The 23,232-nt window shown below is 66.1% G+C and carries 18 protein-coding genes; 13 read left to right on the forward strand and 5 right to left on the reverse strand.

Annotated elements, in window-relative coordinates; all coding sequences use genetic code 11:
• Nucleotides 1-52: 52 nt before the first annotated feature.
• Nucleotides 53-772, forward strand: a complete 720-nt coding sequence (locus tag EJB06_RS19035) for a substrate-binding periplasmic protein (RefSeq protein WP_126075607.1) — start codon at nucleotides 53-55, stop codon at nucleotides 770-772.
• Between the two features lie 373 nt (nucleotides 773-1,145).
• Nucleotides 1,146-3,887: a polysaccharide deacetylase family protein gene (locus EJB06_RS19040; protein WP_198420865.1), complete on the forward strand. Its 2,742-nt coding sequence runs from the start codon at nucleotides 1,146-1,148 to the stop codon at nucleotides 3,885-3,887.
• A gap of 52 nt (nucleotides 3,888-3,939) precedes the next feature.
• On the opposite strand, the gene EJB06_RS19045 is transcribed toward EJB06_RS19040, so the two are convergent.
• Both EJB06_RS19045 and EJB06_RS19050 read right to left on the reverse strand, forming a co-directional pair.
• On the reverse strand, nucleotides 3,940-4,980 hold the full coding sequence (locus EJB06_RS19045) for a DUF475 domain-containing protein (RefSeq protein WP_126075608.1): 1,041 nt from the start codon (nucleotides 4,978-4,980) through the stop codon (nucleotides 3,940-3,942).
• A 117-nt stretch (nucleotides 4,981-5,097) separates the two neighbouring features.
• Nucleotides 5,098-5,832 (reverse strand): response regulator transcription factor, encoded by a 735-nt coding sequence (locus EJB06_RS19050; RefSeq protein WP_229427160.1) that lies wholly within the window; start codon nucleotides 5,830-5,832, stop codon nucleotides 5,098-5,100.
• 429 nt (nucleotides 5,833-6,261) lie between these two features.
• Between EJB06_RS19050 and EJB06_RS19055 the strand changes: the two genes are divergently transcribed.
• From EJB06_RS19055 to EJB06_RS19070, 4 genes are read left to right on the forward strand one after another with little or no spacing between them, the layout of a single operon-like run.
• The gene (locus tag EJB06_RS19055; RefSeq protein ID WP_126075610.1) at nucleotides 6,262-6,783 is read left to right on the forward strand and encodes a Csu type fimbrial protein; all 522 of its coding nucleotides are present in this window, start codon (nucleotides 6,262-6,264) and stop codon (nucleotides 6,781-6,783) included.
• A 7-nt stretch (nucleotides 6,784-6,790) separates the two neighbouring features.
• Entirely contained in the window at nucleotides 6,791-7,516 is a 726-nt protein-coding gene (locus EJB06_RS19060) for a fimbrial biogenesis chaperone (protein WP_126075611.1), read from the forward strand.
• A gap of 19 nt (nucleotides 7,517-7,535) precedes the next feature.
• On the forward strand, nucleotides 7,536-9,809 hold the full coding sequence (locus tag EJB06_RS19065; protein ID WP_126075612.1) for a fimbria/pilus outer membrane usher protein: 2,274 nt from the start codon (nucleotides 7,536-7,538) through the stop codon (nucleotides 9,807-9,809).
• Nucleotides 9,806-10,822: a Csu type fimbrial protein gene (locus EJB06_RS19070; protein ID WP_126075613.1), complete on the forward strand. Its 1,017-nt coding sequence runs from the start codon at nucleotides 9,806-9,808 to the stop codon at nucleotides 10,820-10,822. Before EJB06_RS19065 ends, EJB06_RS19070 begins: the two co-directional genes overlap by 4 nt.
• Before the next feature lie 10 nt (nucleotides 10,823-10,832).
• Here EJB06_RS19070 and EJB06_RS19075 read toward each other — a convergent pair whose 3' ends face one another.
• On the reverse strand, nucleotides 10,833-11,093 hold the full coding sequence (locus EJB06_RS19075) for a Csu type fimbrial protein (RefSeq protein WP_126075614.1): 261 nt from the start codon (nucleotides 11,091-11,093) through the stop codon (nucleotides 10,833-10,835).
• 248 nt (nucleotides 11,094-11,341) lie between these two features.
• Here EJB06_RS19075 and EJB06_RS19080 point away from each other — a divergent pair, with 248 nt between their 5' ends.
• The 7 genes from EJB06_RS19080 to EJB06_RS19110 all read left to right on the forward strand — a co-directional run bounded on the left by EJB06_RS19080 (nucleotide 11,342) and on the right by EJB06_RS19110 (nucleotide 21,455).
• Nucleotides 11,342-11,764: a divergent PAP2 family protein gene (locus tag EJB06_RS19080; RefSeq protein WP_126075615.1), complete on the forward strand. Its 423-nt coding sequence runs from the start codon at nucleotides 11,342-11,344 to the stop codon at nucleotides 11,762-11,764.
• 201 nt (nucleotides 11,765-11,965) lie between these two features.
• Nucleotides 11,966-13,102, forward strand: a complete 1,137-nt coding sequence (locus tag EJB06_RS19085) for an efflux RND transporter periplasmic adaptor subunit (protein ID WP_126075616.1) — start codon at nucleotides 11,966-11,968, stop codon at nucleotides 13,100-13,102.
• Nucleotides 13,103-13,105: 3 nt separating this feature from the next.
• Nucleotides 13,106-16,339, forward strand: a complete 3,234-nt coding sequence (locus EJB06_RS19090) for an efflux RND transporter permease subunit (protein ID WP_126075617.1) — start codon at nucleotides 13,106-13,108, stop codon at nucleotides 16,337-16,339.
• Entirely contained in the window at nucleotides 16,261-18,552 is a 2,292-nt protein-coding gene (locus EJB06_RS19095) for a hypothetical protein (RefSeq protein WP_198420866.1), read from the forward strand. The genes EJB06_RS19090 and EJB06_RS19095 overlap by 79 nt, the downstream gene beginning before the upstream one ends.
• Before the next feature lie 103 nt (nucleotides 18,553-18,655).
• On the forward strand, nucleotides 18,656-19,558 hold the full coding sequence (locus tag EJB06_RS19100) for a hypothetical protein (protein WP_126075618.1): 903 nt from the start codon (nucleotides 18,656-18,658) through the stop codon (nucleotides 19,556-19,558).
• 41 nt (nucleotides 19,559-19,599) lie between these two features.
• Nucleotides 19,600-20,514 carry a beta propeller repeat protein gene (locus EJB06_RS19105; protein WP_126075619.1) on the forward strand — a complete coding sequence of 305 codons (915 nt, stop codon included), beginning with the start codon at nucleotides 19,600-19,602 and terminating at the stop codon, nucleotides 20,512-20,514.
• A gap of 83 nt (nucleotides 20,515-20,597) precedes the next feature.
• Nucleotides 20,598-21,455, forward strand: a complete 858-nt coding sequence (locus EJB06_RS19110; protein WP_126075620.1) for a beta propeller repeat protein — start codon at nucleotides 20,598-20,600, stop codon at nucleotides 21,453-21,455.
• A gap of 97 nt (nucleotides 21,456-21,552) precedes the next feature.
• On the opposite strand, the gene EJB06_RS19115 is transcribed toward EJB06_RS19110, so the two are convergent.
• Nucleotides 21,553-22,002, reverse strand: coding sequence for a hypothetical protein (locus EJB06_RS19115; RefSeq protein WP_126075621.1), 450 nt, complete (start codon nucleotides 22,000-22,002; stop codon nucleotides 21,553-21,555).
• A gap of 292 nt (nucleotides 22,003-22,294) precedes the next feature.
• Nucleotides 22,295-23,221 carry an NAD(P)H-hydrate dehydratase gene (locus tag EJB06_RS19120; protein WP_229427161.1) on the reverse strand — a complete coding sequence of 309 codons (927 nt, stop codon included), beginning with the start codon at nucleotides 23,219-23,221 and terminating at the stop codon, nucleotides 22,295-22,297.
• Between the last annotated feature and the right edge of the window lie 11 nt (nucleotides 23,222-23,232).

Consider the following 23,232-nt stretch of genomic DNA (forward strand, 5'->3'; position numbering starts at 1 on the left):
GGAACCGGGCGGCTGTCCACGGGGCCGGTCCCGATGAGGTAAGATCGGCGGCATGACGATTTCCAAGCTGTTGCTGTCGATGTTGCTACCGATCCCGCTGGGCTTGCAGGCGGCCGAACTATCCGTGCTGGTCGACACCAGTACCGACATGCCGATGGCGCGCTTCGAGCGCGGCCGGCTGGCCGAAGGCATCCACAAGGACATCGGCCAGGCGCTGGCGGCGGCCATGGGCCGCACGGCCGTGTTCGTCGCGCTGCCGCGCAAGCGGATCGTGCGCGCGCTGGAAGACGGCGGCGCGGACGTACTGTGCAGCTACGTGCCCGAATGGCTGAACGGCGCGTTCGGCTGGAGCCAGCCATTCATTCCCATTACCGAAGTGCTGATCACGGCGCGCAATGTGACGCGGCCGCGGAGTGTGGCCGACGTGTCGGGGCAAGCGATCGGCACGGTGCTGGGCTACTCCCATCCCGAGCTCGACGAGATGCTGGGCAAGGGCTTCATCCGCGACGACAGCGCCAGTTCGCTGATCAACCTGCGCAAGCTGGCGGTGGGGCGGGTGAGGCACGTGGTCACGGCCAGGGTATTTCTCGACTACCGGCAAAAGCTGGGCGACCCGGTGCTGGTGCTGCACCCGCCGCTGCCGGTCAAGAGCTACATGGGCCAATGCGCCGTCTCGCCGAAGGGCAAGGTCAAGCTGGCCGAGGTCGACAAAGCCATCCGCCGCCTGATCGCCGACGACGCCGTCGCCACCATCTTCGCCCGCTACCAATAACTGCGCGCTCCAACCGGGGTCAGAGCTTTGGGTCAGAGCTTTGACTGGCAACACGTATTCGTTTGCTTTCCTTTTTGAACCGGGGTCAGAGCTTTAATTCGAAACATTGTTAAGCAAGCTGAGCAAAAGAATGATCGGATTGTCGACTGTTGGCAGACGATTGCCTTCGAAAGTGGATTTAACGCGTTTTTTGATTTTCGGGGTTTGCAAAGTTTCGAGTCAGAGCTCTGACCCCGGTTGAGAAACGAACATTGTTGCTAGTCAGAGCTCTGACCCCGGTTGTAGGGTTGTTGAACGGCGGGGTGTGGGAATTTGGTGGGGCTTGGACATTTGCAATACAATCGACGGACTTCTTCCAACAGGTGTGTCTGTCGTGACTTCCACTCCCATTAAAATCGCCGCCGCGCTTGCCATCGCGGGCGCGGCCGGGGCGAGCTTGCTGTTTGCCGCACGTAAGCCGGCGCCGACGCCGCCGCCACCGGCTCCCGCCAACACAGCCGCCACCCCCGCAGCGCGCGTCGATACAGCGCCGCTGATGACGGGCATGCAGGCCTTGCTGGCCAATTACCGCAAGATCATCGTGCTGCTCGCCGACGAGAAAGCCATGCCCGCCAACGAGCGCGAACAGGCCCAGCGTATCGGCCAGAACCTGTTCCACGAGAACCAGACCCGCACCGACGCGCTGGAACGCGAGCTCGCCGCGCTGCTGGCGTCAACCCAGCCCACCCGCTTCGATGCCATCGGCAGCCTGCTCGGCTACATCGAGTCCGATAAATCCCTGTTCGACGCCGACCGCCTGGCCTTCCGCGAGCTGTTGCAAGGCTTGCTGGCCGAGGTGGCCAAGGATTCGAGCTTGCCGGCCATTAAGATCCACAAGCGCCTGTCCGAGGACCTCGATGCCCTGGCCGAGATCGAACGCAATTATGAGAAGGAAATCCGGCAAGTCTTCGGCCGCTACGAGTCGCGCGCGATCGAGCTCAAACGCGAGCGCTGGGACAGCTACCTGGCCCACCTCCAGACCCTTTACACGCGCGAGGCCATCCTGAAAGAGCAGGGCGTGGTCATGCCGTATCCGGCCTCGGCCCTGCCTCCCGAGGCGAAGAGGGTGGAGCCCGATCCGAACGAAATCTTCGGCAATTCCCTGCCCAGGAAAACCGTGGTGCTGACCTTCGACGACGGCCCGCACAAGCGCTACAGCGAGGAAATCGCGGCCATCCTCAAGCAGTACGGGGTGCCGGCGGTGTTCTTCAACGTCGGCCGCAACCTGGGCAGCGTCGATGCCGCCGGCAAGCCCACCTTGTCCGATGGCGCGGCGGTCAGCCGCAAGCTCAAGGCGGGCGGCTACACGCTGGCCAACCACAGCTACACGCACGCCCAGCTGTCGAAGGAAACCGGCGACAGGCTCAAGGCCGAAATCCTCAACACCGATGTGCTGCTCAAGGCCATCGACGCGGGCCGCTCGCCGCTGTTCCGCTTTCCCTACGGCGCGCGCAACAGCGAGGGCCTGCACGCGCTCGAGGGCGCCCATCTGCGCTCGGTGATGTGGAATATCGATTCGCTCGACTGGGCCGATCCGGTCCCGGCCTCGATCGCCGAACGGGTCCTGCGCACGGTCGACAAGGAGGGCCGCGGCATCATCCTGTTCCACGATATCCACGCGCGCACGGTCAAGGCGCTGCCCGCCGTGCTCGACCGCCTGATCGCCGAGGGCTATCAGTTCGCCGGCTGGGATGGCAGCAATTTCACCAGCGCCAATACGGCCAGTACGGCCAACACGGCCGCCGCGCCCGCCGGGAAAGTGGCGGTGAGCACCGGTTACGCCAATTCCTGGGCCATCGTGATCGGGATCGACAGCTATCCCAAGTGGCCCAAGCTGCAGTACGCGGTGCGCGATGCCCAGGGCGTGCGCGAAACGCTGATCGGCAAGTTCGGCTTCGCGGCCGAGCGCGTGGTCTCGCTCAACAATGCCGACGCCACCCGCGCCGGCATCCTCGGCGCCTTCCACGACCGCCTGGCGCACGGCGGGGTGCAGAAGAACGACCGCATCTTCGTGTTCTTCGCCGGCCATGGCGCGACCCGCCAGCTCAGTTCGGGCCGCGACCTCGGCTACATCGTGCCCTACGATTCCGACCCGGCCCAGTTCGCCACCGATGCGATTCCCATGAGCGAGATCCAGAATATCGCCGAAAGCCTGAGCGCCAAGCATGCGCTGTTCGTGATGGATGCCTGTTACAGCGGCCTGGGCCTGACGCGCGGCGGCGGCGCCGGCGCCTTCTTGCGCGATAACGCGCGCCGCATCGGACGCCAGATGCTGACCGCCGGCGGGGCCGACCAGCTGGTGTCGGACGGCGGGCCGAACGGGCATTCGGTGTTCACCTGGACCTTGCTGCAGGGCCTGGCGGGGAAGGGCGACCTGAATGGCGACGGCCTGATCACGGCCACCGAACTGGCGGCCTACGTGGCGCCGGCGGTGGCGGGCGTGTCGAACCAGACCCCGGCCTTCGGCAGCCTGCCGGGCTCGGAAGGGGGCGACTTCGTGTTCGAACTGCCGGTCGAGGCGGAGTTCCTCAATCCCCAGACCGCGCAGCTGTCGAGCGAGGCGATCGCGCTCAACGCCAAGCTCGACGCGGCGCGCCCGGACGCGCCCAGGGCGGACGACAAGCCGGGTGCCGCGCCGACGGTGGCGCCGGTCGCGGTCAGGGATTTGCAGGGCAAGGAGCAGAAGCTGGTGACGCCGCTGGCGGTGCCGTCCTCGGCGCGCCAGCTGGCCCAGCGCGCCAACGACCGCGGCTTGCAGCTGTTCAGGGAAAAGCAGTATGCGGCGGCCGAGGCCGAGTTCACCGAGGCCCTCAAACTGCGCGCCGACTTTGCGCTGGCGGCCAATAACCTGGGTTTCGTGTATTACAAGCAGGGCAAGTTCGCCGAGGCGGCGCGCTGGTTCGACAATACCGTGAAGATGGACCCGTCGCGCGCGGTGGCGTACCGCAACCTGGGCGACGCCCATCTGCAGGCGGGCGACGCGGCCAAGGCCAAACTCGCCTACAAGACCTTCATGGAACTGGCGCCGGCCAGCGCCGGCGCGGCGTATGTGAAGCAGCAGCTGGAGAAACTCTAGACCGCCGGCCGCGCCCGCCGCGCCGCAGCAAGGGCGGCGGCGGGCGGCGCCATCACGCCACCCCCAGCGCCTCCTGCCGCTTCTTGTACCGCAGCGAGGACCACAGCGACACCAGGATGAAGGCCACGCCCGAGAGCCCCGTGAACCACTCCGGAATGTGATAGCGCACGCTGGCGAACATGATGACGGCCAGGATCCCGATCGCGTAATGCGCGCCGTGTTCCAGGTACACGAACTCCTGCAAGGTGCCCTTGTCGACCAGGTAGACCGTCATCGAACGCACGAACATGGCGCCGATGGCCAGGCCCAGCATGATGATGACGACGTCGCTGGTGATCGCGAACGCGCCGATCACGCCGTCGAAACTGAAGGAGGCGTCGAGCACTTCCAGGTACAGGAAACCGCCGATACTGCCGCGCGACACCATCTGCCCCAGGGTGGGGTCGGCTTCCTCTTCTTCCAGCAGGGTGCTGATCCAGTTCACCCCCACGTAAATCACCACGCCCAATACGCCGGCCATCAGCACGCTCAGCTTGCGCGCTTCGGGCACCAGGTACATGGCCATGAAGGCCGCGCACAGGGTCAGCATGACCGACAGGCTCTCGCTGCCGTATTTGCCCACCTTTTCTTCGAGCAGGCCGAGCCAGTGCAGTTCCTTCTCTTCGTCGAACAAGAAGTTGAGGAATACCAGCAGCAGGAAGGCGCCGCCGAAGGCCGCCACTTCGGCGTGGTTCTCGGTCAGGTGGCGCGAGTATTCGTCGGGCGTGTTGATCGCCATGGTCCAGACATCGAGCAAGCCGAGCCCGGTGGCGACCGAGACAATGACCAGCGGGAACACCAGGCGCATGCCGAACACCGCCACCAGGATCCCGACCGTCAGGAACAGCTTGCGCCAGAACGCGTTCCAGTGGCGCAGCACGGAGGCGTTGACCACCGCGTTGTCGAAGGAGAGCGACACTTCCAGCACGCCCAGCACGGCGGAAATCCACAGCGCGGTGAGCATGCCGGGAATGCCGCCGCGCGAATAGCCCCACCAGGCGGCGACGCACATGAGGATGAAGGTGACGAGGAAGGAGAGTCTGAAATGGCGCATGCGGAAATTCCCTAGGAAAACTTCGAATCGAATGGCGGGCGCCGGCAGGGCGGCGGTCTGATGTCATTCTAATAGGTTTTCCTGCCCGATGAGCGCGCAAAAGGCGGGCCTGCCCGCTCAGTGGCTGTTGCCGTCCAGGCTGGCCTTGCGGTAGGCGCTCGGCGGCACGCCGACGCGCTCGCGGAAGGCGGTGGCGAAATTGCCTGCATTGTTAAAGCCCACCATCAGGGCGATGCCCTGCACGTCGATGTCGGTGTCGCGCAGCAGGCGCGCGCCGCGTTCGAGGCGCTGGTCGCGGATGTAGGCGAACACGGTGGTGCCCATGCGTTCGCGGAACAGGAGCGAGAGTTTTTCGCGGTAGGTGCCGACCCGTTCGGCGATTTCGTCCAGGCTGGGGACATTGGCCAGGTCCTCGTCGATCAGGCGGCGCGCGGCGTTGACCAGCACCATGTCGGGCTCGGCGTCGTCGTTGCGCCCGGCCGGCGCCGGCGCGGCCGCGCGCCGCATCAGCGACAGGTGCACCTGGATGCGCGCCGCCAGTTCCGGACCGGAAAACGGCTTGGTGACGAAGTCGACCGCGCCGACCGACAGCCCGAACACGCGCTCTTCCTCGGCGTCGGCGCCGCTCACGAAGATGACCGGGATGTCCTGGGTGTCGGGATTGGCCTTGAGCAGGCGGCAGGCGGCGTACCCGTCCATATAGGGCATGCGCACGTCGAGCAGGATCAGGTCGGGATGGGCGCTGGCCGCCACCTCGTAGCCCTGGCGCCCGTTGTAGGCCGAGCTGATCAGGTAGTCGCGCTCGGCCAGCAGGTCCGCCAGCAGACGTTGCTCGAAGGGCGAGTCGTCCACGATCAGTATCCTTGCGCGAGGGGCGGGGCTTGTCGTCACGTGGCTAGGTTTTTAGTCAATTGTGAATATTCATTATGCCCACTTTTTGAATTATTTTGGATTTTTCGCGTGCTTCAAAACCTTTTTCTCGCTTGGCAAAAGCCGAAACGCGGCAAGCTCGCCATAATCTGTTCATGCATTGATTTGCAGCAATACGAAATACCGACAATGTGTCTTTGTGCTAGACAAAGTGTGCCCTTGAACCCGGCATGCCCAGGCAGATCGACAACGAGCATGCGACCGTTCCGCCCCATTGCGCGCCCCCGACCAAGGCGCGCCCGGCGCCGGCCGCCGTCCTGGTAAGCGCGTCCCTGACATCGCCGTTCCTACCGAGACTTTCCTTGCCTGCCACCGCGTGGCCGGCGCATGACTTAGTCACTGGGAGGTTTCATGTTTCGAACTGTTTTGACCCGCGCCGCTACCGTCGCCATCCTGGCCGCCGTCAGCATTCCTGTCGCCACCAGCGCGGCCACGTATTCGAACGGCAGCAACACCTCGACCTTCGACGTGACGATGACGGTGGTGGCTAACTGTATCGTTGCCGCCACGCCGCTCGACTTCGGCCAGGCCCAGGGCGTGCTGGCCACCAAGGTGTCGGTCAACAGCAGCATCAACGTTACCTGCAGCAATACCACGCCGTATAACGTGGGCTTGAATGCGGGCAGCGGCGCCGGTTCGTCCGGCACCAACCGCTTCCTCTCCGGTACCGGCGGCAATGCGGCGACCGTGCGCTTCAACCTGTTCCAGGCGGCCGGCAGCACCCCGTGGGGCGATACCCAGGGCACCAATACCCTGGGCGGCACCGGTACCGGCAGCGCCCAGGCCCTGACCGTCTACGGCGAAGTGCCGGCCCAGGCCACGCCGGCGCCGGATACCTATAAATCGACCATCACGGCCACGGTCTACTTCTGACAAGGTAATGAGCGCGCGCCTGACGAGCTGTTTTTTCTTCCTGATCCTGCTGGCAAGCTGCCTGGGCAGCGTGGCGCGCGCGGCCAACCTGCAGATTTCGCCGGTCACCCTGCGCCTGCGCGCCGACCAGGGCGCGGCCGGGATCGAGCTGCAAAACCTGGGCCAGGCGCCGATCTACGGCCAGGTGCGGGTGTATGTGTGGGACCAGCAGGGGGGCGAGGACGTGCTGACCCCGACCCAGCAACTGGTGGCCAGCCCGCCGATCGTGCAGATCGCCGCGCGCGCGGCCCAGACCATCCGCCTGGTGCGCACCGGCGCGGCCGCGCCCGGCGCCGAACTGAGTTACCGCGTGCTGATCGACGAGCTGGCGCGCGACGACGGCCCGGCCAGCACCGGGGTCGATATCCGCCTGCGCTATTCGGTGCCGGTGTTCGTGCTGCCCGGCGCGCCCGGCAGCGAGGCCTTGACCTGGCGCGTGTCCAAAAAAGAGGGCGGCTGGTCCTTGCGCGTCGATAACCGCGGCGCCCGCCATGCCCAGATCGGGGCGCTGACCCTGTCCACGCCCGGCGGCGCCCAGTTCGTGGTCAGCAAGGGCCTGTTCGGCTATGTGCTGGCCGGGCGCTGGCGCGAGTGGCGCTTGCCGATCACGCCGCCGGCCGACCTGTCCGGCGCGCTGGCCGTCAGCGCCGTCATCAACGCCAAGCCGGTCCAGGCCAGTGCGCAGGGGGACTAGGCGATGCGGCGCCTGCCTCTTGCTGGCGCTGCTGGCGCTGGCCTGCGCGCCCGCCTCGGCCCAGGCGCCGGCGCCTGAAACCCTGTACCTGGAGGTACGCATGAATACCCTGGCAACCGGTCTGATCGTGCGTTTTAACAACAGCTCCGCCGGCCTGAGCGCGAGCGCGGCCAGCTTGCGCGAACTGGGCATTGCGCTCGATCCGCTGGCCATGCCGGGCGAGCAGGAAGTCTTGCTCGATGCCATCCCCGGCCTGCGCTACGAGTACGATGTCGCCGCCCAGCGCATCAGCCTGCAGGTGGCGGACGCGCTGCGCGCCCCGTTCAAGCTCGATGCGCGCTCCCCGGCCCCAAGCGACGGCGTCGGCGGCGGCAGCGGCGCCGTTCTCAACTACGATGCGCTGGTGCAGACCGGCGCCACGCGCGCCGTCCTGGCCGCCAACGAGCTGCGCTACTTCAACGATGCCGGGGTGTTCAGTTCCAGCGGCCTGGCCAGCATCGAGCGCGGCAAGAGCCGCTACCTGCGCTACAACACCTCCTGGAGCACGGCCGACCCGCTGACCCTGCGCGCCTTCCAGGCCGGCGACCTGATTTCCTCGTCCCTCCCGTGGAGCCGCTCGGTGCGCCTGGGCGGGGTTCAGTGGCGCCGCAATTTCGCCCTGCAGCCGGAGCTGACCACGTTTCCGGTGGCGTCCCTGCGCGGCTCGGCGCTGGTGCCGTCGGCGCTGAACCTGTATGTCAACGGCGTACAACAGTTAAGTTCGGCGGTGCCGGCCGGTCCGTTCGAGGTGAACCAGGTGGCCGGCATCAGCGGCGCCGGCGAGGCGCGCATCGTCACCCGCGACGCGCTCGGGCGCGAAGAACTGAAGGTGGTCTCGCTGTATGTGGACACGCGCCTGCTGGCGCCCGGCCTGTTCGATTACTCGGCCGAGGCCGGCGTGCTGCGGCGCGACTTCGGCACCCGCTCCTTCGGCTACGCCTCGCAGCCGGTGGCCAGCGCCTCGGTCCGCTACGGCCTGAGCCCGCTGATCACGCTGGAGGGGCATGGCGAGGCGGCCGCCGGCCTGCTCAACGGCGGGGCCGGCGTCCTCGCCAGCCTGGACGGGCGCGGCGTGCTCAGCGCGACGCTGGCCGCCAGCGCCGGGCGTTCGCGGGGAGGACTGGCCGCGCTCGGCTACCAGTACCTGGGGCGCGGCGCCGGGGTCGATCTGTACAGCATGCGCGCCAGCCCGGGCTATGCCGACCTGGCCTCGCGCGACGGCAGCGTGATTACCCGCAGCATCGACCGGGTGGCGCTCAGCGCGGCCCTGTTCGGCGGCCAGAGCGTGGGCCTGAGCTATGTCGGCTACAAGAGCAGCGCGGCCGCGGCCCATATCGCCAGCCTGTCCTGGGGCGCGACCCTGGGCCAGCGCGTCTTTATCAGCGCCAGCGCCTTCCAGGACCTGCGCCAGCGCGCCAGCCGCGGGGTCTACCTGAATGTGTCGTTCGCCTTCGGCAACCGTACCTCGGCCAGCGCCGGGGGAGGGCGCCAGAACGGGATCGCCCGGCGCGCTGTTCAACTGTTGCGCAGCCCGCCGCTGGACGGCGGCCTGGGCTGGGACTTGCAGCACAGCCAGACCGGCGCGGGCGCGCTCGGCCAGGGGCAGCTGCAGTATCTGGGCTCGTACGGGCGCATCGGCGCGCTGGCCCAGGTCAGCGAAGGCAAGCGCGCCACCTCGCTCGACGCTTCCGGCGCGGTGGTGCTGATGGACGGCGCGCTGGCCGCCACGCGCCAGGTCGGCAGCGGTTTTGCGCTGGTCTCGACCGGCGGCGTGGCCGGGGTGCCGGTGATCCACGAAAACCGCCGCATCGGCGTGACCGACAGCGGCGGCCACCTCCTGGTGCCGAACCTGAACGCCTACGGCAGCAACCGGGTCGCCATCGATATCGCCGAACTGGCGGCCGACGCGCGCGTGGCGACCACAAGCATGAATGTGGTGCCGCGCCAGTTGTCGGGGGTATTGGCGCGCTTTCCGGTGGAGCGCTACCGCGCCGCCAGCGTGCTGCTGCGCGGCGCCGACGGCGCGCCGCTGGCGGCCGGCACCCCGCTGCGCCACCGCGAAAGCGGGCTGGAAACGATTGTCGGCCACGACGGCATCGCCTTCGTCGACAACCTGGGGCAGGACAATACGCTCGACGTGGGGCAGGGCGAGACGGCGTGCAGCGTGACGTTTCGCTATGTGCGGGCCGACGCCGGGACCTTGCCCACCATCGGCCCCTTGCGCTGCGCGCCGGCTGGCGCGGGGGCGCGATGAGGGCCGGGCGCGCCTTGGCCAGCCTGGCGCTGCTCGCCTGCCTGCTGTGGGCCGGCCAGGCGCGCGCCGACACCTGCAGCGTGACCATGTCGGACGTGGTGTTTGCCGGGGTCAGCCCGATTTCGCCGGCCGACGCCTATGCCAGCGCCAGCGGCAACGTGAAATGCACCTGGAACCTGCTCACGCCGCTGCCGCCCTACATCCTGCTGCTGCCCAAGGTGCTGGTCTGCATTAACATCGGGATCGGCACCAATGCGACAAGCGCCAGCCCGCGCACCCTGGGCAACGGCGCCAACCGCCTCGAATACAATCTGTACCGCGACGCCACTTATTCGCCGGCCTCGGTGGCCGGCGGCAGCGCAATCGCCGGGACCAGCCCGATCGCCATGGTGCTGATTTCGCCCAACCTGCTGATCGGCGGCACGCTCAACGCGCCGTTCACCCTGTTCGGCAAGATTCCGGCCGGTCCCGCCCTGCGCGCCGTGAAAACCGTTGGCAATTCGGACACTGTATACAGCTCCAGCTTCGCCGCCGCGGCCAACATCACCTATACCTTCTTCAACCTGGTGACCCCGGCCTGCGGCGGCGGGGCGTCGGCCAGTTTTCCGTTCAACGTGCAGGCGACCGTGGTAAATAATTGCAATATCAGCACCGCGCCCCTGCATTTCGGTTCGGGCAGCTTCCTGGCCGGCCCGGTGCGGGCCCAGGGCAGCCTGTCGGTCCAGTGTGTGAACAACAACGCTTTCCAGATCGCCCTGAACGGCGGCAGCGTGGCCGGCGCGGTCGGCGCGCGCCAGATGCGCCGGGTGGGCGGCAGCGAGCGCATCAATTATCAGTTGTCGGGATCGCTCGACGGGCCGCTGTGGGGCGATGGCACCCTGGGCACGAGCATGTTGTCCGGAACGGGAACGGGAGAGGTGGTGCCGATGATACTGTACGGGCGCGTTCCCGTGCAGGCATCGCCGCGGCCGGGCGACTACAGCGACACGGTGACGGCGACGGTGGTGTTCTGAAGGCGAAAGATTAGAAGGTGACGGTGAGAATGTTGCCGTTGCTATTTTGCTGCATCGGCGCGCCGGCTGGCGCGGCATCGATGCGGTAGGCGCTCGCATGGCTGCACGAGATGGTCGGGGCCGGGGCCGGACCCTTGGCGCTGTTGTCGATCGCGCAGCTTTCGATGATGGTCAGGCTGGCCTGGAAGGAGGCGGTCGCGGTGGCGGCGCTGCCCAGGACAGGGAGGGCGCACAAACTGGCAAGGACGAGGCTCAGCGTCAGGCTTTTCATGATTTCTCACAATGCATGGCAGAGTGTCCGGGGAGAACTGGCCTTACGGCGCCAGGCTCGACATCCTGCGATCGGGGTTTCGGATTAAAACAGCACGAGCGTCAGATTACCACACATTCTCACAAATTGCCGCACGGCATCTAGAGTGATCGTTCGAGAACTTTTTAGGCAGCCTCGCTGCGGGCGCGATCTGCGATAATTGTCAATTGCGCAGCAACTTTGCGCTTGATCGACAACAAGGAACATGCATGGATATCAGCTACCTCATCACGCCCGTATTGACCTGGCTGGTGGTGGGTCCCATCAAATTTTTGATCAACAGCGCGCGCCAGCGGCGCTGGGCCTTCAATCTGGTCGGCAATGGCGGTTTTCCGAGCAACCATAGTTCGGTGGTGACCAGCATGGCCACCCTGATCGCCCTGCGCGAGGGCATGGGCAGCCCGGCCTTCGGCGTGGCGGTGACCCTGGCCTTTATCGTGATGATCGATGCCAACAGCCTGCGCCAGCACGTGGGGCGCCAGGCCGCCGCCATCAACCGCCTGGCCGGCAACGCCGCCGGCCACACCCACCTGCGCGAACGCATGGGACACACCCTGGTCGAAATCTGCGGCGGCATCGGCACCGGGATCGGCATGGGCTTCGTGGTGTTTCACCTGTTCGGGCGCATGTAAAGCGGCCCCGGGCTGGCACGGGGAGGCGCAGTTCATAACGGCAACTTTGCAGTTCAGTCCCGCAAATTTGCAGTTCAGCCATCGAATCCGGCAGGTTGAAAGATCGCTAATTGACGTCGATATCCGTCTCAAGGATACTTTGGCGCTGGTTGTTTTCATTCCGAATACAGACGTCTGACCGAATTGATCCCGGAGAATCCCATGCTGCGCAAAACACTGCTCGTCCTCGCTATCGCCACGGCGCTTTCCGCCTGCGGCAAAGGCGAGAAAGATCCCGCCAAGGACGGCAAGGACGCCAAACCGGTCCAGCTGCTGGTGGCTCCGGAAGACCTGCTCACCATCCAAAGCAATGCACTCGCCTCCGGACCGGTCGTCACCGGCTCGGTCCAGCCCGAACGCAAGGCTGACCTGCGCGCCGAAGTCTCGGCCGTGGTCTTGCAGGTGCTCAAGGAAAACGGCGACCTGGTGCAGCGCGGCGACATCCTGGTCAAGCTCGACGAAACCGCCATCCGCGACAGCCTCAGCTCGGCCGACCAGACGGCCCGCGCCGCCGCCCAGGCGCTCGACCAGGCCGAACGCCAGCTCGAACGCATGAAAACCCTGCGCGCCTCGGGCATGACCTCGGCCCAGGCCATGGACGACGCCGAAGTGCGGCGCAACAATGCGGTGAGCGAAGTGTCGGCCGCCAAGTCGCGCGCCGCGCTGGCGCGCCAGCAACTGGCCCGCACCGTGGTGCGCGCGCCCTTCGACGGCGTGGTCAGCGAACGCAAGGTCTCGGCCGGCGACACCGCTTCCATCGGCAAGGAATTGCTGAAAGTGATCGATCCGACCAGCATGCGTTTCGAAGGCCGCGTCTCGGCCGACCGCATCAGCGCGGTCAAGGTCGGCCAGCCGGTCAGCTTTCGCATCAACGGCTATGCCGGCGAGGAATTTCGCGGCGTCGTGAAGCGGGTCGACCCGGCCGCCAACGAAGTCACGCGCCAGGTCGAGGTGCTGGTCGCCTTTGCGCCGGGCTCGGCGGTGCCGAAAGTGTCCGGCCTGTACGGGGAAGGGCGCATCGAGGCCGAAACCAAGGCCGCGCTGATGCTGCCCGAAGGCGCGCTGGTCAAGGCCGGCGACAAATCGTATGCCTGGCGCCTGAAGGACATGACCCTCGGCAAGGTGGACCTGGCGATCGGCCCGCGCGACACCCGCACCGGCAACTATGAAGTCAAGCAGGGCCTGGCCGCCGGCGACATCGTCATGCGCAACCCGAGCTCCTCCTTCAAGGAAGGCCAGAAAGTCCAGATGGCGCCGGCCAAGGTCGCCGCCGCCGCGCCGGCCGTGCAGGGGAAATAAGCCATGTTCCTTTCCGATTTCAGTATCAAGCGGCCGATCGCGACGATCGTCCTGATCCTGGCCCTGATGTGCATGGGCCTGATCGCGCTGACCAAGCTGCGCGTCAACCAGAATCCCGACGTCGAAGTGCCGGTCTTGCAGATCAATATTCCGTATCCTGGCGCGTCGCCCGACACGGTCGAGCGGGAAGTGATCAACCGTATCGAAAAGTCCCTGCTCAGCATCTCCGGCGTGACCGACGTGCACGCCAATGCCAACGAAGGCAATGCCCAGTTCTGGCTGGAGTTTAACTTCGACAAGAACCTGATCGAAGCCTCCGACGAGGTGCGCAACGCCATCGCCACGGTGCGCTACAAGCTGCCGACGGAAATGCGCGAACCGATCCTGCAGCGCCTCGACCCGGCCACCCAGCCGATCCTGAACCTGGCGCTGTCCTCCACCAGCCAGACGCATGCGGACATCTCGCGCCTGGCCGAGGACGTGCTGGCCGACCGCTTCCGCGGCATCGACGGCGTTGCCACCGTCAGCGTCAACGGCGCCCTGCGGCGCGAACTGTCGGTCTTGCTGCGCGCCGAAAAGCTGCGTGAATACAATGTGGCCGTCTCCGACGTGGTCAACGCCTTGCGCACGCAAAACACCAATGCGCCGGTGGGCAAGATTCGCGGCGAGCTCGACGAAAAAAGCATCCGCCTGGTGGGCCGCATCGAGTCGCCCGATGAGTTCCAGCAGATCGTGGTCAAGCGGCGCGGCGAGGAAGTCGTGCGCCTGGCGCAGGTGGCCGAGATCCAGGACGGCTTTGCCGAAGTCAATAACCTGAGTATCCGCAGCGCCAAACCGAACGTGGGCATCACCCTGACCCGTTCGCGCGACGCCAGCACCGTCAGCGTCGCCCAGCGGGCCAAGAAGCTGATCAAGGAACTCGAAAAAGAACTGCCGAAAGGCACCAAGCTGGAAGTCACGCGCGACGGCGGCGAAGAAGCGCAGAGCAGCCTGAACAATGTGATCGAATCGCTGGTGTTCGGCGCCGTGCTGACCATTTTCGTGGTGTATGCCTTCCTCAATTCCTGGCGCTCGACCCTGATCACGGCGCTGTCCCTGCCGACCTCGGTGATCGCTTCCTTTATCGCGGTGTGGCTGTGCGGTTTCACGCTCAACTTCATGACCCTGCTCGGGCTGTCGCTGGCGATCGGCGTGCTGATCGACGATGCGATCGTGGTGCGCGAAAACATCGTGCGCCACATGCAGCGCGGTTCCGACCGCCGCAAGGCCGCCCTCGAAGGCACGGCCGAAATCGGCATGGCGGTGGCCTCGACCACCTTCTCGATCATCGCCGTGTTCATTCCGGTGGCCTTCATGCCGGGCGTTTCCGGTGAATGGTTCCGTCCGTTCGCCCTGACGGTGACCTGCTCGGTGCTGGTCAGCCTGGTCATTTCCTTCACGCTCGATCCGATGCTGTCGGCCTACTGGGGCGATCCGCCGGATCACCACACGGCGCCGAAAAAAGGCTTGTCGCTGGTGCTGCACCACTTTAACGAGTGGTTCGACCGCCAGGCCGACCGCTACGGCCATGTGATCGCCTGGGCCTTGCATCACCGCATCTGGATGACCCTGATCGCCGTGGCCACCTTCGTCGGTGCGCTGGCGCTGCAGGCGACAAAAGGCGGCACCGATTTCCTGCCGAAGGCGGACTACGGCCAGTTGCTGATCGATGTGCGCACGCCGGCCTCGTCGAGCGTCGAGTATTCGCGCGCCAAGCTGGAACGGGCGGCCGAACTGGCGCGCTCGATCAAGGAAACCAAGGATACCAACAGCTTCATCAACACTGGCGGCGGCAAGGTGTATGTCGATATCGGCAAACGTGGAACGCGCTCGCGCAGCGCCAAGGAAATCGCCGTCGAGTTGCGCAGCAAGGTGTCGCAACTGGTCGGCGCCGAATACGTGGTGCTGGACGACATGAACAACGGCGCCAACAAGCCGGTCCAGATCCAGTTCAGCGGACCGGATTCGCGCAAGCTGCTCGAAATCGCCACCGCCTACATGGATAAGCTGCGCCTGGTGCCGGGCGCGATCGACGTCGGCCTGTCCGAACAGGATCCGAAGAACGAATTGCAGATCGAACTCAATCGCGGCCTGGCCAATTCGATGGGGATTTCCGTCAACGATGCCGCGCAATCGCTGCGGGTGGCGTTTGCCGGAGTCGAGGTGGGCGACTGGGTCGATCCGACCGGCGAGACGCGCGACGTGGCGGTGCGCCTGCATCCGGACGACCGGGTCAGCGCCGACAATATCGAACGCCTGCCGATCGCCGTGACCGGCACCAACCAGATGGTGCCGCTCGACCAGATCGCCACCATTACCATGGGCAAGGGGCCATCGGCGATTTCTCACAAAAATGGCAAGCGCATCATTTCGGTGTCGGCCAATGCGCAGGGGCGCTCGACCGGCGAAGTCACGGCCGACGCCATGAAACTGGCAGATACCTTCGACTACCCGCCCGGCTATGCCCGCGAACTGGGCGGCGCCGGCCAGGACCAGAACGAACTGTTCACGGAGATGGGCATCGCGCTGGTGTCCGGCATCGGCCTGATGTACCTGATCCTGGTGATGCAGTTCGGTTCCTTCACGGCGCCGCTGGCGGTGATGCTGTCGCTGCCCTTGTCGCTGATCGGCGTGGTGGTGGCGCTCCTGATCACCAATAACACGCTCAACCTGATGAGCTTCATCGGCATCATCATGCTGATGGGACTGGTGGCGAAGAATGCCATCCTGCTGCTGGACGCGGCGCGGGCGCGCGAGCGCGAAGGCCACAGCCGCGAGGATGCGCTGATGGATGCGGGGCGCGCGCGTCTGCGTCCGATCCTGATGACCACCTTCGCGCTGATCGCCGGCATGTTCCCGGTCGCGCTGGGGCTGGGCGAGGGCGGCGAGTTCTACCGTCCGCTGGCGATTGCGATCATCGGCGGCACGATCACCTCGACCATCCTGACCCTGCTGGTGGTGCCGACCTTCTACGACAGCATCGAAATCAAGGTCGACAGCATGAGCCTCAAGTTCCACCGCCGTACGCAACGCTTCGGCGTGTTCCTGGCGTTCGTGATGACGTTGGTGGAGGTGATTTTCTTCCTCACCTTTATCCGTTTCATCTACCGCGTGCTCATGTGGCTGGTGCGCCTGGCGACCGGACGCCGCACGGTGGTGGCGGCGCCGGGCGCGGTGGCGCTCGACAAGCGCGGCTAAGGAAAACCCCGCCGGCGCATCGTCAGCGATGCGCCGGCGGGCGTGCTGCGCATTGCACGCCGGTCGAATCGGATTCATACTGGAGCGCCGAACCATCGACAAGACGATTGACCATGACGCTCGACATCAAAGGCGGCCTCAAGAACACGTCCATCAGCCGTAATCGGTATGCGGTGTTCGAGGAGCTGTTGTCCAACGCAATCGACTCCTACCTGATACGCCGCAGTGCGGACCCGCAAGCGCCAGGCCTGCGCATCGAGATCGGCGTGGAGTTCGTCAACAGTTCCCTGTTTCCAGATGCGGATGACCAGATCGTGGTCTGGTGCAAGGATAACGGGGCGGGCTTCGGTGACGCGCAAGTCAAGGCGTTCGTGACGAAAGACACGACGTATAAAGACTATCTGAACATCCAGGGCATCGGCAAGTGCAAGGGCGCCGGACGGATTCAGTTTTTTCATTACTTTTCGCAGCTGCATATCGACAGCGTGATCGCATCCGCTGGCGGCCGCTGGCGGCGTACCCTCAGGGCAAACGCCGAGGCGCGTGAAATCACGGAGGCCGATTTCGTCACGCAGTCCGAGCCGGACGGCGATGTCGAGACGTGCGTGATGCTCAAGCGAATGACCAAGCGCAGCTTCGCCGCCTTGTTCGATCCGTCGACCTTCCGCAGCGATTTTTCCGCTCGGACCATTCACGATGTCCTTTACACGGCTTTCTTGCAGCGCTTTATCGTGCTCAAGAAAATCATCGGCGACTTCACGGTCGCGATTGTCGAGGTGGCCGGCGCCGCCCGATCCGAACAGCTGATCGCGTCAGGCCAACTGCCCACGGCGGTCGGGGTCGTGCCCATCGGTTTGCGTTGCGGGCATCGCGCCGATATCGGCGCCTGCGCGCTGACGCTTACCCGCTATGCGCTCGACCCGGCGGACAGTCCCTCGCTCGAGCACGAGGTGGCGCTGTGCGCCAATGCCGCGATGGTGATGTCGCTGAGCAGGCATTTCCTGCGCTCTGCGGCGGACCGGCGCAGGCCGATCGGCGGCAAGATCGAATTGTTGCTGGTCGAGGGAGACGTGCTCGACCGGACGGTCAACGTGCAGCGCGACGGTTTCGACCTGCCGAAGGAATGCGGCCCTGCGCGCGAGTTCGACGACGATTTCTCGATGCAGGACATCATCGAGTCGCTGGAAGACACGGTCTATGCCATCCTGACGCCGCCGGACTTCGATCGTGACCAACTGATCGACGCGACGCAAGAAAAATTCGGCATTTCCAGGTCCATGCTGGAGTCCGCGAACATCAAGATTCACTACGGCGATACCGAGGAAAATATCGCCAAACGTGCGCTGAGGAAGTTCCAGGACGAGATCGTGCACGATACCTCCAGCATCATCGACATGAAGCAGGCACTGCTCAAGCTCGATCCCCGCAGCAGCGACTTTCGCGACGTGCTCAGCGAGCTATCGTGGCGCTACACCAGCAGCTTGCAGAAAATGGACATGGCGAACCTGTCGCAACTGGTCGTGCGCCGCACCGCCATGCTCGACATCCTGCAGCGCGCCACCGAACGCATGCTCGACTGCCAGCAGGATGCGCCGGGAAAACGGCGCGATCACGAAAAAATACTCCACAATATCTTTTTCCCGACAGGGAAGGACAGCGACGATACCGTCGATCACGACATCTGGATACTCAACGAGGAATATCACTATTACGATCACATCGCTTCCGACAAGGCCTTGTCCTCGATTTCCTGGGATGGCAAACAGCTGTTCGACGCGGATATCGACGACAGCCTTGAACGCCTGTTCCGCATCAATAATGAAGTGCATCATCTAAAACGTCCCGATATCGCCATATTCAACAAGGAAGGCGCCGCGATCATCATCGAGTTCAAGGCCCCCGGGGTGCAGTTGCAGGAGCACATCAACGACCTGGCGCAATATGCGCGCTTGCTGGCGGCAAAGTCCGATGGGCGCATCAAGCGGTTCTACGGCTATCTGGTGGGCGACTGCATGGACGAAAGCCGCATGCCGCCCGGTTGGACCAGGTTCCCGGCCAGCGATGGCTATTTCCTGACGGCCCGCCTGGACGATCCGAAGACCGGGCGCCAGTATGGCGAACTCTACTCCGAGCTATTGTTCTACGAGCATTTCGTCACGCGCGCCCGCAACCGGCTCGCGGTGTACAAGCGCAGGCTGAACCTGCACTTTTGAGGCAGCCCGGCGCAGGGCGGACCTTTTCATTTTGCACTTGGTTTCCCGGCGGCACAGCGCGTATACTTTCCGGCTCGACTTCACCCTCTTGTCAGGAGACCGCGTGGCCCAGCCCTGGAGCGCCCTTTTTTCGCATATCGCCGGCGTGGTGCGCTACCACGACCTCGCTTACGTGGCATCCGTGTCCGACGAGCTGGGGGAACGGCGCGTCGTCCATGCCTACCTCACCGAGTGGGATGCCGGCACCTGGCGCGTGGGCGACGCCGACGACGATATCGAAGAATGGGAGGCGGTAGCGGCCACGCTGGTGCGGCAGCCGCTGGAACAGGCGCTGTTTCTCGGCGCCCAGGGCGAGGTGCTGTGCATGGGCTCGGGGGACACCCACCACGAACGCATTCCCGGCGCGCGCCGGGGTCCGCTGCGCGGCCTGGGCAGCGTCGCCGGCCAGGCCTATGCCTGCGGCATGCAGTACCAGGTCTACCGGCGCGATGCCGGGGGCAAGTGGCGCGCCCTGGAGCAGGGCTTGCCGGGCAAGGGCGCAGGAGCGGCCGTCGCCGGCTTCGAAGCGATCGGCGGTTTTGCGCACGATGACCTGTATGCCGCCGGCTGGCATGGCGAGATCTGGCAGTGCGACGGCAAGCGCTGGCAGCCATGCCGCAGTCCGGTCAAGGCGATCCTCACCGCGCTGTGCTGCGCGCCCGACGGCCTTGTCTACGCCTGCGGCCAGGATGGCGCCCTCGTGCGCGGCCGCGGCGCCGACTGGGAAGTGCTGGCCCAGCCCGTGCGCGACGACTTGTGGAGCCTGGCCTGGTTCGGCGGCGCGCTGTACGCGGCCAGCGCTCACGCCGTGTACCGCCTCGATGGCGGCCAGTTGCGCGAAATCGACTTCGGCGCCGACCGGCCCGCCACCTGCTATGGCCTGAGCGCAGCCGACGGCGTGCTGTGGAGTATCGGCCCCAAAGATATCATGGCGTTCGACGGCGACACCTGGTCGCGCATCGATTAAGGCCGCGGCCTCCCCGCCCAACATAGAAAGAAGATCATCCGATGGCCGATGCGCACCCCGACAGCTACATCACCTGCGTGATCGCCGACACCGGCGACCAGGCATTGTTCGTCACCCATCTGTACTGCGAGGGCGGCGACCCGTCGATCTCGCGCATCATGATGATCCGGGACCGGACCTGGTATCACGTGGAAGATATCGACACGCCGGTGTACGCCTTTCTGGCACGCCGTGCCGGCGCTGGCGCGCTGGGCGATATCTGCGCACTGGGCAGGTCCGGTCGCTTGCGCATGAGAACGCGGGGCCAGCTGCCGCGCGAGGCCGCCCTGACGCCCAAGGCCGGCTATCTCGCGTGCATGAACGAGGTCGACGGCGTCCTCTACGCGGCCGGCACGCAAAACCAGTTGTACCGCTACAGCGACGAGGAGGGGCGCTGGCACGAACAGGACGCCGGCCTGTACGCTCCGCTGGACGGCCAGGTCGAGCGCATGCTGCTCGCCATCGATGGCTTTGCGCACGACGATCTGTATGCGGTCGGCTGGAACGGTGCGCTGTGGCACTGGGACGGCGCCAGCTGGAGCGCGCTCGCTTCGCCCACGACGGCGCAGCTCAACGCTGTGCTGTGCGGCGGCGACGGCCAGGTCTACCTGGCCGGCTCGTGCGGCCGCCTGTTCCGTGGCGCCAGGGCCGATGGCTGGACCGTGGCCGGCACAGCGGCTGGCGGCGCGGCGGTGTTCAACGACATGGCCTGGTTCCAGGGACGGCTTTACCTCGCCGGCGGCGCCACCCTGTTCGTCTACGACGGCGCCACGCTGGCCCCGTGCCCCATTGCGCTGGACGGGCGCAAGACTTTCAACCGGCTGTCCGCCTGCGGCGATGCGCTCTGGTGCACCGGCAATGAAAGCGTGCTGGTGTTCGATGGCGCCACCTGGGTCCGCCATGGCATGCCGGAATAGGGCAAGGGCGCGCATGCGCCGATGCCAGTCTGTAACAATCGCGCCGCCAGGCGCCAAGGAGGATGTCAATGCATGAGGAAGCGATGGCTTTCTTGGAAGGGGTGATCGTGCGGCCGGACCTGGTGTTCGTCAGTGCGCTGGTGGACGAGGGCACCAAGGTGATCCGGTGGCGCGATGGCGCATGTGCGCATTTCATGATCGACTGGCCGACCACGTCCCTGACCGCATGCGCCGATCCGCTGGCCTTGTACTCGATGGGACCGGAAGGCGATATCCACGTCTTCGCGCCCGGTGGGCGCCGGCGGGAAACCATCGCCGGCCCCGATCGCCACGGCCCCTTGCGCGCCATGCGCATGATTGAAGGCATTAACTATGCGGTGGGCATGCAGCGCCAGGTGTTCCGCCGCCACGACAGCGGCGCCTGGGAGCCGCTCGGCGCGTCGATCCTCAATACCGACGGCATCCTCGGCTTCAACTGCCTCGATGGCTATTCGCAGCAGGAAATCTACGCCGCCGGCATGGCTGGCGAAGTCTGGTGTTTCGACGGACAGCAGTGGCAGCGGCTCGCCACCCCAGGCACGCTGGTCCTGCACCGGATGGTGTGCGCCGGCGATGGGCTGGTGTACATCGTCGGGCAGGGTGGACTGATCCTGGCCGGCCGCCATGCGCAGTGGCGCGTGCTCGACACGGGCGAGCAGCGCCAGGATTTGTGGGGCTGCGCCTGGTTCGACGGCCATCTGTACGTGGCCAGCAACAGGGGCGTCTACCGGTGGACCGGGACGGCGCTGAGTCCGTGCGACATCGGCGCATCGGGCCTGGGCTGCGCGTCCTTTTTGATGGCCGGACATGGCATGCTCTGGTCGATCGGCCAACGGCATGTCGCTTACAGCCGCGACGGCGAGCGCTGGACCGGCGTGACGAACGATGCCGCCGCTTGCTGAGGCAGCGCCGCATCCGGAACGGTCAACGCCGGCAACGCCGCCTGAGGCCGCCATGCGGTTCGATGGCGGCATGCAGCTTGGCCGTGCCGGCGCGCGCTTAGCGCTTGTCCTTGTCGGGCGGCGGCGTGGTGTCGGTGCTGCCCGTGGTGCCGGTGCCCGTGGTGCCGCCCGTGCCCGTGGTGCCGCCGGTGCCGGACGTTCCCGAGGTGCCCGAGGTGCCCGAGGTCCCGGTGCCGCCCGTGCCCGTACCGGAGCTGCCGGTGCCGGTATCGCCGCTCGTGCCGCCGCTGCCGCCGGTGCCCGTGCCGCTGGTCCCCGTGCCGCTGGTCCCCGTGCCGCCGGTCCCCGTGCCGCCGGTGCCGGTATCGCCCGTGCCGGTCGTGCCGCCGGTGCCGCTGGTGCCCGAGGTGGTGCCCGGGGTGGTGGTGGTCGTGGTGGTGTCGCCCGTGCCCGTGGCAGGGGTGTCGTTGCGCTTGCAGGCAACGAGCATCGACGCCAGCAGCGCCGCGGTCAACAGGATTTTTGGTGCGCTTGTGAATGGTTTCATTGTTTACTCCTCGGTCACGTCAATTGAGTACCGCTGCCTGTCCATCCAGCTTGCCGAAGGCAACGGCGCCAGGTCGATCCTGCCGGACATGCCGCGCCGCCCGGCCAGGACCATCAGGGAACCGACGTCGTGGGTAACGCGGTCCCATTTTCTGATGCGCGATTCGACTGTAAAATTTAGACTTTCAAGCTCTGCGCCGGTTCATCTTTATTTGCGCTTCTGATGTAGATTGAGCTCCATGTCCGCGCAATTTGATCCGGATCAAACTTTGTAACCGGCCGCGCCGATGCCATCACGATGCGGAATGCGCGGCCTGCTCCATCAGGGCCGGAATTTCGGCCGGAATCTCGCGCGCCAGGTAGCCCAGCGCGCCGAAGCGCAAGGCCAGCCGTTCGCCGGCCTGCGCATGCAACGCCACGCCCCAGCAGGTGGCCTGGGCCAGGGTCGCGCCGCGCGCGGCCAGGCCGGCGATGATGCCGGCCAGGGTGTCGCCCGAGCCCGAAATGGCCAGGCCGACATTGCCGCCTTCGTGCTGCCAGGGTCCGCCTTCGGGGGCGCTGATGACGGTGCGCGCGCCTTTCAGCGCCACCACCGCGTTCCACGCCTGCGCCGCCGTGCGCGCCGCGCTGTCGGGGTCGGCCAGGATGTCTTCCTTGGGCATGCCGCTCAGGTGCGCCATCTCGCCCGCGTGCGGGGTCAGGATGACCGGCTCGGCGAAGCGGAACGGCGCCGCATCGCCGCCCTGGTCGGGATTGGCGACGATGCCCATGGCGTTGGCGTCGAGCACCACGCCGATCCCCGCCAGGCGCGGCAGCAGGGCCCGCACCAGCGCCGCCGTGGCCGCTTCATCCTGCATGCCGGGTCCGATCAGCACGGCGTCGATCTTGCGCGCCAGCGGGTCGAGCGTGGCCAGCGCCTCGCGCTCGAAGCCGCCTTCGGCCGTCTCGCGCAGGCCGATCACGCGCGCCTCCGGCATCGCCAGCGCCACCAGCTGGGCCACGCTGGCGCCGGTGGCGATGGTCAGCTTGCCGGCGCCGGCGCGCAGGGCCGCCGTGGCCGCCAGGATCACGGCGCCCGGCATTTCGCACGAGCCGCCCAGGACCAGGACGTGGCCGCGCCGTTCCTTGTCGCCTTCGGCCGGCGGCATCGGCAGCGGCCAGGCGCGCAGGGCCGCACTGTCGATGGTGATCATGTGGGTGCTGGCGAGCGGCATGTCCATGGGACCGGCGC

The organism is Massilia atriviolacea (genome assembly GCF_003953935.1).
Taxonomy (GTDB): Bacteria; Pseudomonadota; Gammaproteobacteria; order Burkholderiales; family Burkholderiaceae_D; genus Telluria_A; species Telluria_A atriviolacea.

Excerpts from the sequence above, each read along its gene's own strand:
- EJB06_RS19080 (WP_126075615.1), top strand. The coding sequence starts at position 11,342 with ATGGATATCAGCTACCTCATCACGCCCGTATTGACCTGGCTGGTGGTG.
- EJB06_RS19110 (WP_126075620.1), top strand. The coding sequence starts at position 20,598 with ATGGCTTTCTTGGAAGGGGTGATCGTGCGGCCGGACCTGGTGTTCGTC.
- EJB06_RS19060 (WP_126075611.1), top strand. The coding sequence starts at position 6,791 with ATGAGCGCGCGCCTGACGAGCTGTTTTTTCTTCCTGATCCTGCTGGCA.
- EJB06_RS19075 (WP_126075614.1), bottom strand. The coding sequence starts at position 11,093 with ATGAAAAGCCTGACGCTGAGCCTCGTCCTTGCCAGTTTGTGCGCCCTC.
- EJB06_RS19045 (WP_126075608.1), bottom strand. The coding sequence starts at position 4,980 with ATGCGCCATTTCAGACTCTCCTTCCTCGTCACCTTCATCCTCATGTGC.
- EJB06_RS19035 (WP_126075607.1), top strand. The coding sequence starts at position 53 with ATGACGATTTCCAAGCTGTTGCTGTCGATGTTGCTACCGATCCCGCTG.
- EJB06_RS19055 (WP_126075610.1), top strand. The coding sequence starts at position 6,262 with ATGTTTCGAACTGTTTTGACCCGCGCCGCTACCGTCGCCATCCTGGCC.
- EJB06_RS19105 (WP_126075619.1), top strand. The coding sequence starts at position 19,600 with ATGGCCGATGCGCACCCCGACAGCTACATCACCTGCGTGATCGCCGAC.
- EJB06_RS19115 (WP_126075621.1), bottom strand. The coding sequence starts at position 22,002 with ATGAAACCATTCACAAGCGCACCAAAAATCCTGTTGACCGCGGCGCTG.
- EJB06_RS19120 (WP_229427161.1), bottom strand. The coding sequence starts at position 23,221 with ATGGACATGCCGCTCGCCAGCACCCACATGATCACCATCGACAGTGCG.
- EJB06_RS19090 (WP_126075617.1), top strand. The coding sequence starts at position 13,106 with ATGTTCCTTTCCGATTTCAGTATCAAGCGGCCGATCGCGACGATCGTC.
- EJB06_RS19085 (WP_126075616.1), top strand. The coding sequence starts at position 11,966 with ATGCTGCGCAAAACACTGCTCGTCCTCGCTATCGCCACGGCGCTTTCC.
- EJB06_RS19070 (WP_126075613.1), top strand. The coding sequence starts at position 9,806 with ATGAGGGCCGGGCGCGCCTTGGCCAGCCTGGCGCTGCTCGCCTGCCTG.